The following is a 14,955-nucleotide window of genomic DNA, read 5'->3' on the forward strand; positions in this document are numbered from 1 at the left end:
TTTTTAGTACCCTACATATTGGATATCAAATTTTACGATTCCCCTTCTATTTGGTTAAAGTTTTTGTAAACTTCTTCTTCACACTTGATAAACCTTTCCCTTCCAGTATTTTTATAGAAAGTGAACATTCAATATGAAAAAGAATATTATACTCTTCCTAACAATTATCGCCATAATCTCTTGCAAGCAGAAATCTGGTGAGAGCAAAGCAGAACGGGAAATGGAAGCCCCGGACAAGGAATATACCGCATCTACTGTTGAAACGGCCGTAGGACCGCTGGAACTTGCCGCTCCATATGCAACCGAATCGGTAGCCAAAATTTCAAAACTTACCGAATGGCCCGAAGGGCAATTACCAAAAGCACCGGAAGGTTTTACAGTCTCAAAGTTTGCAGAGGGATTTGATAATCCGCGATGGACCTACATCGCTCCCAACAACGATATATTTGTGGTGGAAAGCAATACAAGAAAGAGTGCGAATCGCATCACTATTTTGAGAGATAAGAATGGTGATGGTGAATTTGAGGTACGCCAACCTTTTTTGGAGAATCTCAATCAACCTTTTGGGATGTTAGTTATAAACAACTATTTCTATGTCGCCAACACAGATGCACTTTGGCGCTATACATATAAACGTGGTCAGACGAGTTTAAAAGATGTTGAAGGTGAAAAGATTGTCTCGCTCCCAGCGGGAGGCTACAATAACCATTGGACGCGAAATATCATTACCAATGAAGCAAAGGATAAGATTTATATTTCGGTTGGTTCGGCAAGTAATGTAGCCGAACATGGCATGGAAGAAGAAATTCGCCGCGCCAATATTTTGGAAGTCAATTTAGATGGTTCTGGCGAAGTAATTTATGCCAGTGGCCTTAGAAATCCTGTCGGAATGGACTGGAATCCTTCCAACGGTGAATTATGGACAGCCGTGAATGAACGCGATAAATTGGGCGACAATTTGGTGCCGGATTATATTACCAGTGTGAAAAAAGGCGGATTTTACGGATGGCCATACTCCTATTACGGTCAGATTCGCGACCCAAGATTGTTGGATAAGGAAGTTGACTCTTTGGTTGAAGCCGCCATCGTTCCCGATGTTGCTACTGGAAATCATACAGCCTCTTTAGGGTTTACCTTTTATACAGCAGATCAATTCCCTGAAAAATATAAAAACGGAGCCTTTGTAGGGCAACATGGTTCTTGGAATCGAAAAAACTTTTCAGGATATAAAGTAGTGTTTGTACCATTTGAAAATGGCGAACCAAATTCAAAATCACAGGATTTCTTGTCCGGGTTTATAGCGGAAGGCGATGGCTCGCAAGTATACGGTCGTCCGGTAGGCGTAACCGTTGCTACCGATGGCTCACTTTTGGTAAATGACGATACCGGAGGAGTGATATGGAAAGTACAGTATGCACAATAAGAAGCGAAACATATTACGAACCATACATACAGTCATTTTTATGACTGTATTTTTTTACATGAATTCTCAGACGACAGGTACGGTAGTCGATTCCGACTTCAACCCTATTGCGAAGGTTTCCATAACTGTAGATGATGAAGAAATCGCTACTACTGATAAAAGCGGTATTTTTCTGCTACCAGCATCAATTAGCCTGCCTATTCGTGTTACGTTTTCACATCCAAACTATTTTTTCCTTGAAGTTTCCCTAACGGAAAATAACAGTACTTTTCAACTAAAACGAATTCCAAAGGACAATGAACTTTCCACAGTACTTCTCGCATCAACTTTCAATAAAAAAAGTGGTGTGCTTATTCCCACCAAAACCCTTACTGAAGAAAAATTAGAAGAATTCGACCCAGTTGACGCTATCGATGCCTTGAATCAAACCGAAGGCGTTTATATTCAAAATGGCGCCCAAAACACCAACCGAATTACGATTCGCGGCGTTGGGTCACGAACGCTATATGGTACCAATAAGATTCGTGCCTACTTCAATGGCATACCGATTACAAATGGAACGGGCAGTACCGAGATCAATAGCTTCAACATCGATGCCCTAGCTGCCGTAGAGGTGGTAAAAGGACCAAAAGCCACGCAATACGGCACCAATTTGGGCGGCACCTTACTGCTTTCAACCAAAACCCCTTTGAACGATGGAGCGGAGGTATCGAATACGTTTACGATTGGCTCGTTTGGGTTGCTGAAAAACAGTTCCTCTGCAATTGTGAAAGATGACGAACTAACCCTGTTTGCGAATTACGACCATCTTGAACTCAACGGGTTTCGCGAGAATAGCTTCAACAATCGGAATAACTATTTAATTTCGGCAAATTATGATTTAAATGAAAGGCTTTCACTCGGAATTCTGATTCGGCATACCAACAATATCTCAGAGATTGCCAGTTCCTTAAGCGAAACCGATTTTAATGAAGATGCTACGCAAGCAGCCTTCACTTGGGGTCAAGCACAAGGGTTCGAGGACAATCGGGAAACCTTGACCGGGATTAGCTTGGAAAGCACTATTTCCGAAACCTTCAGCAATACGACCAGCGTTTTTTATACCTATTTAGACCATTATGAACCCAGACCCTTTGATATTTTGGAAGAGTTCACCCATAGTTATGGGCTGCGCTCAATTTTTGCGGCTTCCTATTCGCTTGCCGATCGAAATGCTACGGTGAGTTTTGGAGGAGAATGGTACGAAGGCGATTATAACGGTCGCACCTTTCAAAATTTATATGAAGAAAATAATGAAAATGGTAGTCTACAAGGCGATCTTCTAAGCAATAATGACGAGAAACGTCATCAATTGAATTTTTTCGCCACAACGATTATTCCTATTTCAGAAAAATTCAAAACGGAAATCGGATTGAACGTCAACAATACCAATTACGACCTTACCGATTCGTTCAATATCGGTGAAGCCAATACTAGTGCCGATCGAGATTTTGAAACTATCCTCGCTCCTAACCTAAATCTCTTGTACGATGCAACTCAAAATTGGTCGTTCTACGGAAATATCAGTCGCGGGTTTAATTACCCAAGTGTTGCTGAAACCTTAACTCCGGAAGGGATTGTGAACCCAGAAATCGGACCTGAAATTGGCTGGAACTATGAAGTGGGAACGGAAGCTGATTTTCTCAGTAACAGATTACAAGTGAAGGCAGCCGCCTATTTACTTTCCATTACCGATTTGTTAGTCGCCGAACGTGTCGGAAATGACCAGTTTGTAGGCCGGAATGCGGGAAAAACCCATAATCGCGGTATCGAAGTAGGAGTAAACTATTCTTCTGAAATCTTTCAAAACTTTACGCTTTCAACCTATGCGAATGCCGACTTCAATTTCCATAAATTTGTCGATTTTATAGATGGCGACCAAGACTTTTCGGGAAATGAACTGACTGGTGTGCCCGATAAAAAAATTTCAGGTGGCCTTACCCTGAAACATACCTTAGGAATGTATGTTTTGGGAAATGTACTTCACGTAGGTAGTCAGCCCATTACCGATACCAACAACCTATATAGCGATTCGTATACCGTACTAAATCTAAAAGCGGGATACGACACGACGCTTTTGGAAAACATCAAGCTATCCCTTTCAGCAGGTATCAATAATGTCGCGGATGCGACCTATGCTTCTTCAATATTGATCAATGCTTCGGCATTTGGCGGAAATAAGCCCCGCTACTTCTACCCTGCTCCACCCATCAATTATTATGGCGGATTGGGAGTCACCTATATGTTTTAGTGCCTCACTTAACACTTCAATCCTAAAATCGATTACAATATTCGTATTTTTGCCGTATGATTCATAACGATACCATAGTTGCCCTAGCCACACCATCAGGAGCTGGAGCTATTGCCATTATTCGCCTTTCAGGTAACGAAGCGCTTTCCATAGCTTCGGAATTGTTTCAGTCGGTGTCGGGAAAGGTGTTGAAGAATCAAAAAACGCATACCATTCATTTAGGGCATATCAAGGATGGCGACAAAACCTTGGATGAAGTATTGGCGTCGGTGTTTAAGAATCCGAATAGTTATACAGGTGAAGATGTGGTGGAATTTTCATGTCACGGTTCGCCTTTCATTCAACAGGAAATTATTCAACTATGCCTTCGGAAAGGTGCTCGTATGGCAGAAGCTGGCGAATTTACCTTGCGCGCGTTTCTAAATGGAAAAATGGACTTAAGTCAGGCCGAAGCGGTAGCCGACCTCATTGCTTCCGAAAGCGCTGCCAGTCACCAGTTGGCTATACAGCAGATGCGCGGTGGATTTTCTTCAGAAATTCAGCATTTGCGACAAGAGCTATTGAACTTTGCCAGTTTGATTGAACTGGAGCTCGATTTTGCCGAAGAGGATGTTGAGTTTGCCAATCGTGATGAATTCGATCGGTTGCTGAAGCGTATCGCACAGGTGCTGAAGCGATTGATCGATAGTTTTGCTACAGGGAATGTGTTGAAAAACGGTATTCCTGTTGCCATTGTTGGGGAGCCGAATGTTGGGAAAAGTACGTTGTTGAATGCCTTGCTGAATGAAGAGCGTGCCATTGTAAGCGATATCGCGGGAACGACACGAGATACGATTGAAGACGAGATTACCTTGGGTGGCGTTGGTTTCCGTTTTATCGATACGGCGGGCATTCGTGAAACCCAGGACACGATTGAAGGCATGGGCATTAAGAAGACCTTCGAGAAAATTGGTCAGGCGCAGGTGGTGGTGTATTTGTTCGATGCCTCTCACATTCAGAATTCAGAATTAAGAATTCAGGAACACCCCTCACCCGCCAAAGGCGGGAGCTCCCCTCAAGGGGAGCAGCTTACCCGTATTTCCATTGAAATAGAAAAGCTTAAGAATAAATATCCACAGAAACCATTGATGGTAGTTGCCAATAAAGTGGACAAACTCTCTGATACCCATATTACAAATCTGAAATCCCAAATCCCTAGTCTCTTTACGCTATCCGCAAAAACGGGAACGGGCGTGGAACAACTCACCACCAAGCTACTCGATTTTGTGAATACCGGTGCACTTCGTAATGATGAGACGATTGTGACCAACACCCGTCATTATGATGCTTTATTGAAAGCCCTGTCGGAAATCCAGAAAGTACAGCAAGGCTTGGATTCTGGTTTAAGTGGTGATTTGTTGGCCATCGATATCCGTCAGGCGTTATATCACTTCGGAGAGATTACGGGAGAGATTTCCAACGATGAGCTGTTAGGAAATATCTTTGCGAATTTTTGTATCGGCAAATAGACAGCGATTTTATTTGATATCATTTGAATGTAAATATCTGTAAATCAAATAATTGTTAACAACTTTTAAATCCTTGATTTCTGTTAATATGCCTATTTTCGTACTTTTATTACACCTAATTTACACCTCAATTTCATTTTTTACACCCGAGGTGTAAAAATGTTATCAATGAAAGTACATCTGAGAAAAAAGAAACTTAAAAGTGGAAAGACTAGCATTTATATTGAATATTATAAAGGCCATAAAACCACTTCAGAAGGAAAAACAAAACACCTTCGGGAATTCGAATATTTAAACCTTTATTTGATCACAGACCCAAACACGGCAGTTGAAAAGAAGAAAAATAAAGAACAACTAGAGTTGGCGAAACAAATCTTAGCTATTCGTCAAGCTGAAGTCTATCAGGGTAAGTTTAAAATTCAAAACAACCATAAGGGCAAAACCACTCTCTTATCCTTTTATGAACAAAAGAAAGAAGAGCGTTACCAGACGAAAGGGAATTACGATAATTGGGATGCAGCTCAAAAGCATTTGGAACGGTATTGTCCCGCTCATATCACTTTCAATGATGTTGATGTGGAATTCATTAAAGGATATAGAAAACACCTTGATACAGTTGCAGTTACCAAGAGCAAAAAAAACCTCTCACAAAATACCAAACATACCTATTTCAATAAATTCAAGGCCTGCTTGAATGCCGCTTTTGATGAAGGGTATCTGAAAGAAAACCTTATTAAAAAAGTCAAAGGGTTTTCTATGGGAGAATCGACGAGAGAATATCTCACTTATGGTGAACTCCAAAGATTATCGCAAACCCCCTGTAAGATCCCCTTATTAAAACGTGCCTTTCTCTTTTCGGCATTGACTGGAATCCGGTGGTCAGATGTCAACAAATTAAAATGGTCCGAGGTACGTGATGAAGGTAAAGATGACTCGGGAAATCCTATTTTCAGGATTGTTTTCCAACAAAAGAAAACCGAAGGGGTCGAATATTTGTATATCTCCGAACAGGCCAGGGAGCTTTTGGGGGAAAGAAAAGATGCTAAGCAACGTGTGTTCAAAGGACTTCGTTATAGTGCCTATATGAACCTTCAATTGCTCCGTTGGTGTATGTTTGCCGGCATTACCAAACATATTACATTTCACTCCGCACGCCATACCAATGCAGTTTTGCTACTCGAAAATGGGGCAGACATCTATACGGTCTCAAAACGTCTTGGACATAAGGAAATAAGGACTACTGAAATTTATGCTAAAATAATTGACAAGAAAATGAAAGAAGCCGCAAACTTAGTCCCAAAATTGGAGTTAGATATTTTGAAAACGACCGTTTAAAATTTAAACTACGATGTCCTTAATTCGAGATAAAAGATCTTCGATATAATTTTAATCGTTTGATTGTTAATAACTATTGATTTTGAGTTTTTTATTGAATAATTTTTGACTTTAAAGCTCAATATTTATTTATCAATATTATGTGGTTAATTAAAACTGAACATACTTATGTTCATTTGTATATAAGTATCTGATAACATGATATTTGTGCATAATTAACACTACTTTTCCGCCTTTTGCCTTTTTCTTATTTATACCTTTAGTTTCGGAATACTAATAAAAGAAACTTTACGCTTTATAGGGTTTAAAACTTTAAACTAATTGTTATGGATATTACCGAAATTCATGAAAAGCTCGATAGGATTGAGAGTTTGTTGTTAGGCACGAAACAGGTGCTTACTTTTGATGAGGCTAGTACCTATACCGGAATTTCACGAAGCTATCTGTACAAATTGACTTCTGCTGGAATTGTACCACACAGCAAACCAAATGGCAAACTTATTTTTTTTGATATCAATCGGCTTAATGAATGGTTAATTCAAAACAACCGAAAATCTAAATCAGAAATTAAAGATGAAGCCCTGAGTTATGTCCTGAGGAAAGGATAATATACAACACATTGAAATTTTTCAATTAAAGTTTTAATGGTTCTATTAGTTCAATGATTATTCAAAAGCCATATATTACTCCATTCAACCTCTTTGCTTATCCCGCCAAACATATCCCAAAAAACCAATCAAACTCACTAAGGAACCCCAAAACAATCCAGTTTTTAATTGTTCGGTGCTTTTTCCGAGTACGGCTATAAAAATGGTAAGCGGTAAAATGCCCACCATTGTCGCACCTATAAAACGCCAGTATCCCATTTTGAGCATTCCCCCTACAAAACTTATGGCATCGTTTGATAAAAAAGGATTAAGCCTTGTAACAATGACTGCCCAGAATCCATAATTTTCTATAAACTGTTCTATCTTATTTTCCGTTTTTTGCCCTAATAATTTCATTACAACAGTTTGCCCAAAATAGCGCCCAATAAAATAGCCTACACTTGATGCAGCAAAAACCGCTATAAGAATAATAACGCTACCCCAAAGAGGGCCATACGCGAGAACGGATACTACCATTAAAAGAATGGTAGGAATGACAAGTAAAAACATTTGAGCAATCATTGCCAGGATGAGCACCAGCGGACCGTACCACCCAAAGCCATCTACCCAAGATTTGATATGCTCTTCATCGTCGCTGGTCAATACCTGCCACGCCTCATCAAGGAATTGCTGTACACTGGGCACAAAAAAATAACATGCAACCATACCAACTATCAATCCAATCGAGAAATAAAACGGCAACTTACTTTTTTTGTGTTGTTTTTTCTTAATGTACTCCATTAATTAAACGTTACCTGCATTATATTAGCATCGTTATCACCCACCTCATTTGATATGTAAAGAGTTGCATCCGAACTAAATGTAATACCTTCAGGTTGGGCAAAAGTGTCTTCATCCAATTTGTGCACTTTTTTGATAGTACCATCGCTATCGAGAATGACCAGTTTTGGGTTCTTGCCTTCCAGTACATAATATTCGCCAGTATTAGGATGCACGGCTGCGTCTGAGGGATTAAAAGTTTTATATATTTTTTTCTTTTTGTAATCCTTAAAAGCTTCATCTTCCATCATAATGCGTACGCTTGGTTCAGCATTCATTCGGTGACTAATCAGCTCAATCTCGTATAACCCCTTAAAATCATCACTGCTATCTCTATCCTTTGGTGCAATGATTAATTTATCCTTTTTGGCATCAAGCGTTAAGGTTTCCATATTGTTCTTAGCGGTAAATTTGGTTGTAAAGGTTTCTACTTTTTTGTTTTCATTTCTGAAATTTGAGATGATATAAATGGTGCCATCACTGCGCAGCACATACGCATCTTGATTATGAATAGCTATCCCTTCATAATCTCCCGGACCTGCAAATTCAATTTCTTCAATAATTTTTTTCTTATTTAAATCATAGATGAAAATAATCCCATCTTCATCTTGAATGCTAGCTATTGTTCCTTCTGAAAGCCAAGCTATTCCGCTAATTTCATCTAAAACTGCAGGAAGTTCCCACGTTTCCTTTATAGTGTAATCTTTGGACGATGGTTGTTTTTTCTTGAAAGTGTGTACAGTGAATGCAAATGTTATTGCTATAACTAGAAACGCTAACGTTCCAAAAGAAAATGCTATGATTTTTTTATTGATGTCCATTATTCTTTATTGCTAAAATTGAACTTTCTGTAAAGATGCTTAGCAATTCTGTAAACAATTGGGAAATCGAGAATCATCAGCAGCGTGATAAAATCTGCTCGGAGATTATTTTACATCAGCAAACCGAAGTGAAAATATGTGCAATCCCTCAAAAGAATAGTGGATATCAATACCGTATTTATTAGCAACAGCTTTGGCAATGGCCAGACCCAGCCCCGTTGATTTATTTCTATTACCAGAAACTCTAAATCGCGTAAAGAGTGTGTCTTCATCAATGACTTTCATTTTACCAAGGTTACTTATCTGCCATTTATTTTTAGTGATTTTTATCTGTACCGAATGTTTTCTCTTACCGTGAACTAGGGCGTTTTTAATCAAATTTGTAAGTAATATTATGGCCAAATCCTCATTCATTTTATAGATTAATGAACCGCTTGAACTGATGGTAAACTTCATCTTTTTATGCTCGGCCAGATCTTCAAAATCTGAAACTATAGTTTTTGTCAAAGAATTAAAATCAACTTTTTCTTCATCATTGAATTGATGGTTTTCAATTTTGGAAAGCAATAGGAGTGATTTATTCAATCGCGTCAACCTACCCAGGTTTTCGAGTACCGTTGCAATATCAGCCAATTGATTTTCGGTAAGTGTATTGTTTTCCAAAAACAATTCCAGCTTATTGATGCTTATGCCAAGGGGTGTTTGCAATTCGTGTGATGCATTTTCGATGAATTGCTTTTGTGCAACATAGCTATCGGTAGATTTACGAATCAATTTATCTACCGTATTATTTAATATTCTGAATTCTTCAATATTCGTTGGAGCGGTTTCAATAGATGTGTTTTTTTCAATTTTGAAACTACGAAGTTGGGCAATAAGGCTATAAAATGGTTTCCAAATTCTTCGTAACAAGAAATTATTCAATAATAATATACTGGCGACGAGCACTAAATACAATGCTATAATATAAATCGCCAAATCCTGAACCAAATCATCTTCTTCGACCATCGAGGTAATGATCTTCAATTTGTAGTAATCGTTGCCAAAGGTAACGGCACTCTCATAAATGCGCACTGGTTCGTAGTCCTCCTCATTGAGCATAAACATTAATGTATCGCGATAGCTCTCTTTGAAGTTACGATAGGTTTCTTTGTCAATTCTTGTAAAATTGTATACGTGTTTTTTAAACTCAGGATCATCTTGCAATAGAATACTGGGGTCAATAGCAGCACGCTCAACCATCAACAGCTTTTGGTTCTCAAGCCCATCGTCAAGACTGTCATATATTTCATCCAACATTGCATAATAGAATAGTACTGCCCATACGGTAATAAGCGGCAACAATAGTATTGCAAGATAGCGCGACGTGTAATTGAGAAGTTTCATTATAAAATATCCAGTTTATAACCCACTCCATATACTGCTTCAATATTTATAGTGGCCTTTTTGAGCTTCTTCCGTAAGTTTTTGATTTGCGAATAGATAAAGTCGAAACTATCGGCTTGGTCTATATGATCACCCCAAACGTGCTCTGCCAAAGCCGTTTTTGTAACCAGTCTGGTTTTGTTGGTTATCAAGTACATTAGAATAGCATACTCCTTTCGGTTCAAGTTAATTTCTGCGTCTGCAATTTTCACACTTCGGCTTTCTGGATCAATAGAAACATTTCCTATTTCAACCCGCGTATTGCCCTCAAAATATCTTCTCCGCAATACAGCCTTTACCCTCGCGTGCAATTCTGCCATATGAAAAGGTTTTGAGAGATAGTCGTCTGCTCCTAAATATAATCCTTCCAATCGGTCGTCCAGTGAATCTTTTGCCGATACAATGATAACACCTTCACTCTTGCCCAATTTTTTTAATTCTTTAAGAAGTTCTAAGCCATTACCATCTGGAAGGCCAATGTCAAGCAACACACAATCATAGTCATACACCCCTATCCGTTCACTTGCCGTTCTATAATCAGACACAGCGGTAACGGTATATTCTTCACGTTCTAAACTCTCCTGCATATTTTCCAGCATTTGGGGTTCATCTTCAATAATCAATATTTTCATACGCTAAGATTTCAGCTATAATATAGTGGAATTCTATAAAGAATTGGGAATCTTAAAGTCAATTAAGGACACACTTTTGCGCTTCGGATACAGTACACCAAGAGCCTAATATCTTATTCCAAATTCTTTACAGAATCAGACCGTTTCTTTACATCAAATTAAAAGTTTAAATAATATGAAAAATTTAAAAATAGCCGTGCTAGCGCTGTTTGCAACAGCCACCGTGAGCGCACAGGATGTAATGACAAATCAAATTCCCCAATCTATAATGGATAATTTTCAGAAAACCTATCCCAATGCCACGGATGTGGAATGGGAAATGGATGGGATGAACTATCAGGTAGAGTTTGACCTCGAAAATATGGACAATGAAATCTGGTATTCAAAAGATGGAAATATCGTGAAAAGCGAAATGGAAACAACTGAAAACGAATTACCATCGGCAGTTGCTTCTACTATCAAATCCAAATATGGTAAGTACAAAATTGATGAAGTGGAAGTCACCGAAGAAAATGGAAAGAAAACTTATGAGGTTGAACTGGACAAATGGTTTGCCAAGGACAAAAAGGTAATTCTTGCCGAAAATGGAAACGTTTTGAGCGAAGAATAGGGGTAATTTATTGTAATTATATTGAATTGATGGAGTTAAGGGTTGGAATTGTTCCAGCCCTTTTTCTCTTAAAAGCCATATGTCTTAGATGAAACTATTTTTAATTATGCTACTACTTTTCTTCTGCAATCTAGCAAATGGACAAAATTTCACATCTTATTTTGAACCTGAGCTTGAATTAGAATATACAATCACATCTCGATATTCGCATAGTTTCGGGGTCGAGAACAGAAATTATCTATATGATAAGCAAACCTTGAATTACATTGTAAAACAGATCGACGTTTCACATTTTTCAAATTTCAGTTTTGGTAATAACGCAATAGGATTAGGAATACAATATCGGTTCGAAGAGAGTTTTGATTCAACAGAAGAAAACGAATTACGCCTGATGCAAGAATATGAGTGGAAAAACGAGGACTTAAATATAAAAATTGAAAATCGATTGCGAACAGAGCAGCGTTTTTACGCCTCAACCGTAAAACATAGGTTAAGGTACGAATTGGGGCTTGAGTTTCCATTTACATCAAAAAACAAATCTTTTTTAAAAACCGAGACCGAAAGTCTTTTTGAAATTGCCCATACCCAAAAACCAGAATTTGAACAGCGATTGGCAGTTCTTTACGGTTTTAATTTTTATGAAGGAATTGAAATAGAAACAGGAGCAGAATACAGAATTGCAAATTATACTCAAGATTTTGGGCATGAGTTGTTTGTGGTAGTGGGGATCAATAAAAAGATATAATTAAAAGGCCAAAGCTAGAGACTGCTTAGTAATTGGGATTTCTAATGCGAAAATACAGTTTAATATTCTAATCATCAGCGTTCTTGCGAGTCAATTTTGCATAATCATTAATTTGTGATTATAGTAAATTTGTAAAACAGAAATACAACATTTCTCGATTAGCCCACATTTATTGTATGTTTATTTCAAGAACATTTATCAAAAGTTTATTGAGATTTGCAAAAAAATATAAGAAATGGATACTACTGAGGACATACTAAGAGAACGGATCAAAGAACTTACCTGTCTCTATGAGATATCCTCTATTATCGTAAACACCAATGTAGGACAAATGCAGGAAACGTTAAAGGCTATTTCCAAAAGCTTGAAAAAAGGGTTTCAGTTTCCAGAGCAAACCGAGGTTTCCATAAAGACCCCTATTCGTAGTTTTAAGACTGGAACTATTAACAAATCACTTACTATCGCATCAGAAATAAATGTTTTCAATAAAGCTGAAGGCGCGATAACGGTTTCCTTAAAAAACGAGAAATGTACTTTTTTAAAGGAGGAGAAACAGTTATTGGACAGTGTGGCCTTGAAGATAGGCAATTTGCTGGAGCGTATAGAGATACAACGAAATGAAACTTCATTGAGGCGTCAGATGGAACAAGCGGATCGACTTTCAATATTAGGAGAAATCACTGCTGGTATTGCCCACGAGCTCAACACACCGCTAGCCAATATACTAGGTTTTGCTGAGTTGGTAAAAGATAACCTGAGAACCGACCAGCTAGCCAATGAGGATCTGGATAAAATTATCGACAATGCTATATTCTCAAGGGAAGTAGTCAAAAAACTGATGTTCTTTGCGTGTGAGATGCCACAAGAAAGAAAAGTAGTGAACTTGGTAGAAAGTATCCAAAGTTCCTTAACGTTGCTCGATGCATCCTTTAAAAAAGCGAATGTAAAATATGAGGTTATTGCGGAAGATAATTTGATACAATTGAAAGCAGATCCCATCCAGCTCACTCAGATTATATTCAACTTAATCATTAACGCCATTTATTTTTCACCCGAAAACAGTACGGTAACCATTACAGCATCACAGTCCGATAAAAACGGTATGTTTACGGTAAGCGATGAAGGTCCAGGACTTTCAGAAGAAGCCCTTGAAAAAGTGTTTCAACCCTTCTTTACCACAAAACCAACGGGTGATGGTTCCGGTCTAGGATTAAGCGTTGTACACGGAATAGTAGCTAGCCATAAAGGAGTTATTACGGCTAAAAATAAAACAGGCAATGGTGCTACATTTATGGTAAAACTCCCTAAAACTTGATACTTTTACAATGTTATGCAACTTAAAAATGAGAACATATTAATTGTCGATGATGATATTCATATTTTAGAATTGTTACAACGCCATCTACAATCTTGGAACTACCATACCTATAAGGCTATATCAGTAAAAGAAGCGGTACAAATACTTCGTGATACCAAAATACACCTGTTGATTACCGATTTAAAAATGCCGGAGATTGACGGAACAGAACTTATAAAATTTGTTTCAGAACATTATCCGCACCTCCCAAAACTGGTCATCACAGGATATCCTTCGGTTCAAGACTCATTGGCCGCAATAAAAGCAGGCGTGGTAGGTTATTTGACAAAACCATTCACGAAAGTTGAACTAAAAACAGCAATCGACACCTCCTTAAAAAATACCGATTCAAATACAGAAACTAAGGAATTAGGTAAACAAGAAAAAGAAAAAAGTTACGGAGACATTATTGGAGTTTCTGATAAGTTAAAGGACGTTATCCAAATTATTGAACGTGTAAAGGATAATAAGGCCACTATATTTATTAGAGGTGAAAGCGGTACGGGCAAAGAACTTGTGGCGCGCGCCATACACTATCAAGGAAGATTTTCTCGCGCTCCCTTTATTGCAGTAAATTGTGGAGGTATTCCTGAAAATTTGTTGGAAGCCGAACTATTTGGATATACCAAGGGAGCATTTACAGGTGCGGAAAAAGACAGAAATGGCTTCTTTCAGGCGGCTAATGGGGGAACTATTTTTTTAGATGAAATTGGCAACGCCTCAAAGGGTGTTCAATCAAGATTATTGCGTGTTCTACAAGAAAAAGAGGTAGTGAAATTGGGAGCACAAAAAGCTGAAAAAATTGACGTCCGGGTAATTGCAGCCACCAACAGCAACCTTAAGGAGATGATTAAGAAGGATACTTTCAGGGAAGATCTATATTATCGCTTAACTGTGGTTGAAATTAACGTTGCTCCCTTGCGCGAACGTAAAGAAGATATTCCATTACTTACAGAAAAATTTCTTTTTAAATATGGGGTAGAATATAAAGATAGGTTCATCAAAATAACCCAAGATGCCGCCGATATCTTACAACGATACGATTGGCCAGGTAATATCAGGGAGTTGGAAAATATCATTCAACGCGCCGTGATTATGTGCGACAGGATTGTTGAAGTTGACCATTTACCTGAAACACTCAAACATACCATAACATTTCCTAAAGAAGCGCTACTTTCCTTACAGGAAGTTGAAATACGCCATATAAGAAAGGTATTACGGGCTGTGGACAACAATAAAACAAAAGCTGCTGAAATTTTGGGAATAGATAGAAAAACTATTCGGCAAAAACTCTCCAACTGAATGCTAACGCAGTGATACTTTTATTCCCAGTCGGGTAATTTTGCCCCGTTTCAATTTTATCCTTTTACAGAACGAAAACT

At 38.3% G+C, this 14,955-nt stretch carries 13 protein-coding genes; 9 read left to right on the forward strand and 4 right to left on the reverse strand.

Translation table 11 applies throughout. The features are described from left to right. Window positions 1–133 precede the first annotated feature (133 nt). From I4Q58_RS12615 to I4Q58_RS12635, 5 genes are all read left to right on the forward strand, one after another. Window positions 134–1,423 carry a PQQ-dependent sugar dehydrogenase gene (locus I4Q58_RS12615; protein WP_203296256.1) on the forward strand — a complete coding sequence of 430 codons (1,290 nt, stop codon included), beginning with the start codon at window positions 134–136 and terminating at the stop codon, window positions 1,421–1,423. Window positions 1,424–1,463: 40 nt separating this feature from the next. Next, window positions 1,464–3,713 carry a TonB-dependent receptor gene (locus I4Q58_RS12620; RefSeq protein WP_236002926.1) on the forward strand — a complete coding sequence of 750 codons (2,250 nt, stop codon included), beginning with the start codon at window positions 1,464–1,466 and terminating at the stop codon, window positions 3,711–3,713. 56 nt (window positions 3,714–3,769) lie between these two features. After that, entirely contained in the window at window positions 3,770–5,221 is a 1,452-nt protein-coding gene (mnmE, locus tag I4Q58_RS12625) for a tRNA uridine-5-carboxymethylaminomethyl(34) synthesis GTPase MnmE (RefSeq protein WP_203296258.1), read from the forward strand. 168 nt (window positions 5,222–5,389) lie between these two features. Then, window positions 5,390–6,556 carry a site-specific integrase gene (locus I4Q58_RS12630; RefSeq protein ID WP_203296259.1) on the forward strand — a complete coding sequence of 389 codons (1,167 nt, stop codon included), beginning with the start codon at window positions 5,390–5,392 and terminating at the stop codon, window positions 6,554–6,556. A 326-nt stretch (window positions 6,557–6,882) separates the two neighbouring features. Next, window positions 6,883–7,164 carry a helix-turn-helix transcriptional regulator gene (locus tag I4Q58_RS12635; RefSeq protein WP_203296260.1) on the forward strand — a complete coding sequence of 94 codons (282 nt, stop codon included), beginning with the start codon at window positions 6,883–6,885 and terminating at the stop codon, window positions 7,162–7,164. Window positions 7,165–7,248: 84 nt separating this feature from the next. Here the strand turns inward: I4Q58_RS12635 and I4Q58_RS12640 are convergent, their stop codons facing one another. The 4 genes from I4Q58_RS12640 to I4Q58_RS12655 form a co-directional block, all read right to left on the reverse strand. Continuing rightward, complete coding sequence (locus I4Q58_RS12640; RefSeq protein WP_203296261.1) at window positions 7,249–7,944, reverse strand: TVP38/TMEM64 family protein; 696 nt, start codon at window positions 7,942–7,944, stop codon at window positions 7,249–7,251. Next, window positions 7,944–8,804 (reverse strand): SdiA-regulated domain-containing protein, encoded by an 861-nt coding sequence (locus I4Q58_RS12645; RefSeq protein WP_203296262.1) that lies wholly within the window; start codon window positions 8,802–8,804, stop codon window positions 7,944–7,946. Before I4Q58_RS12645 ends, I4Q58_RS12640 begins: the two co-directional genes overlap by 1 nt. Window positions 8,805–8,909: 105 nt before the next feature. Next, the gene (locus tag I4Q58_RS12650; RefSeq protein WP_236002927.1) at window positions 8,910–10,190 is read right to left on the reverse strand and encodes a sensor histidine kinase; all 1,281 of its coding nucleotides are present in this window, start codon (window positions 10,188–10,190) and stop codon (window positions 8,910–8,912) included. Continuing rightward, window positions 10,190–10,861 carry a response regulator transcription factor gene (locus I4Q58_RS12655; RefSeq protein ID WP_203296263.1) on the reverse strand — a complete coding sequence of 224 codons (672 nt, stop codon included), beginning with the start codon at window positions 10,859–10,861 and terminating at the stop codon, window positions 10,190–10,192. Before I4Q58_RS12655 ends, I4Q58_RS12650 begins: the two co-directional genes overlap by 1 nt. A 175-nt stretch (window positions 10,862–11,036) precedes the next feature. Here I4Q58_RS12655 and I4Q58_RS12660 point away from each other — a divergent pair, with 175 nt between their 5' ends. The 4 genes from I4Q58_RS12660 (at window position 11,037) to I4Q58_RS12675 (ending at window position 14,875) form a co-directional block, all read left to right on the forward strand. Next, window positions 11,037–11,471, forward strand: coding sequence for a PepSY-like domain-containing protein (locus I4Q58_RS12660; RefSeq protein ID WP_203296264.1), 435 nt, complete (start codon window positions 11,037–11,039; stop codon window positions 11,469–11,471). A gap of 106 nt (window positions 11,472–11,577) precedes the next feature. Continuing rightward, a complete protein-coding gene (locus I4Q58_RS12665; RefSeq protein WP_203296265.1) occupies window positions 11,578–12,216 on the forward strand; it encodes a DUF2490 domain-containing protein in 639 nt (212 codons plus the stop codon). 235 nt (window positions 12,217–12,451) lie between these two features. After that, window positions 12,452–13,531, forward strand: a complete 1,080-nt coding sequence (locus I4Q58_RS12670) for a sensor histidine kinase (RefSeq protein ID WP_203296266.1) — start codon at window positions 12,452–12,454, stop codon at window positions 13,529–13,531. 15 nt (window positions 13,532–13,546) lie between these two features. Then, complete coding sequence (locus I4Q58_RS12675) at window positions 13,547–14,875, forward strand: sigma-54-dependent transcriptional regulator (protein ID WP_203296267.1); 1,329 nt, start codon at window positions 13,547–13,549, stop codon at window positions 14,873–14,875. Window positions 14,876–14,955 lie beyond the last annotated feature (80 nt).

This window comes from Luteirhabdus pelagi (genome assembly GCF_016827595.1).
Lineage (GTDB): Bacteria > Bacteroidota > Bacteroidia > Flavobacteriales > Flavobacteriaceae > Luteirhabdus > Luteirhabdus pelagi.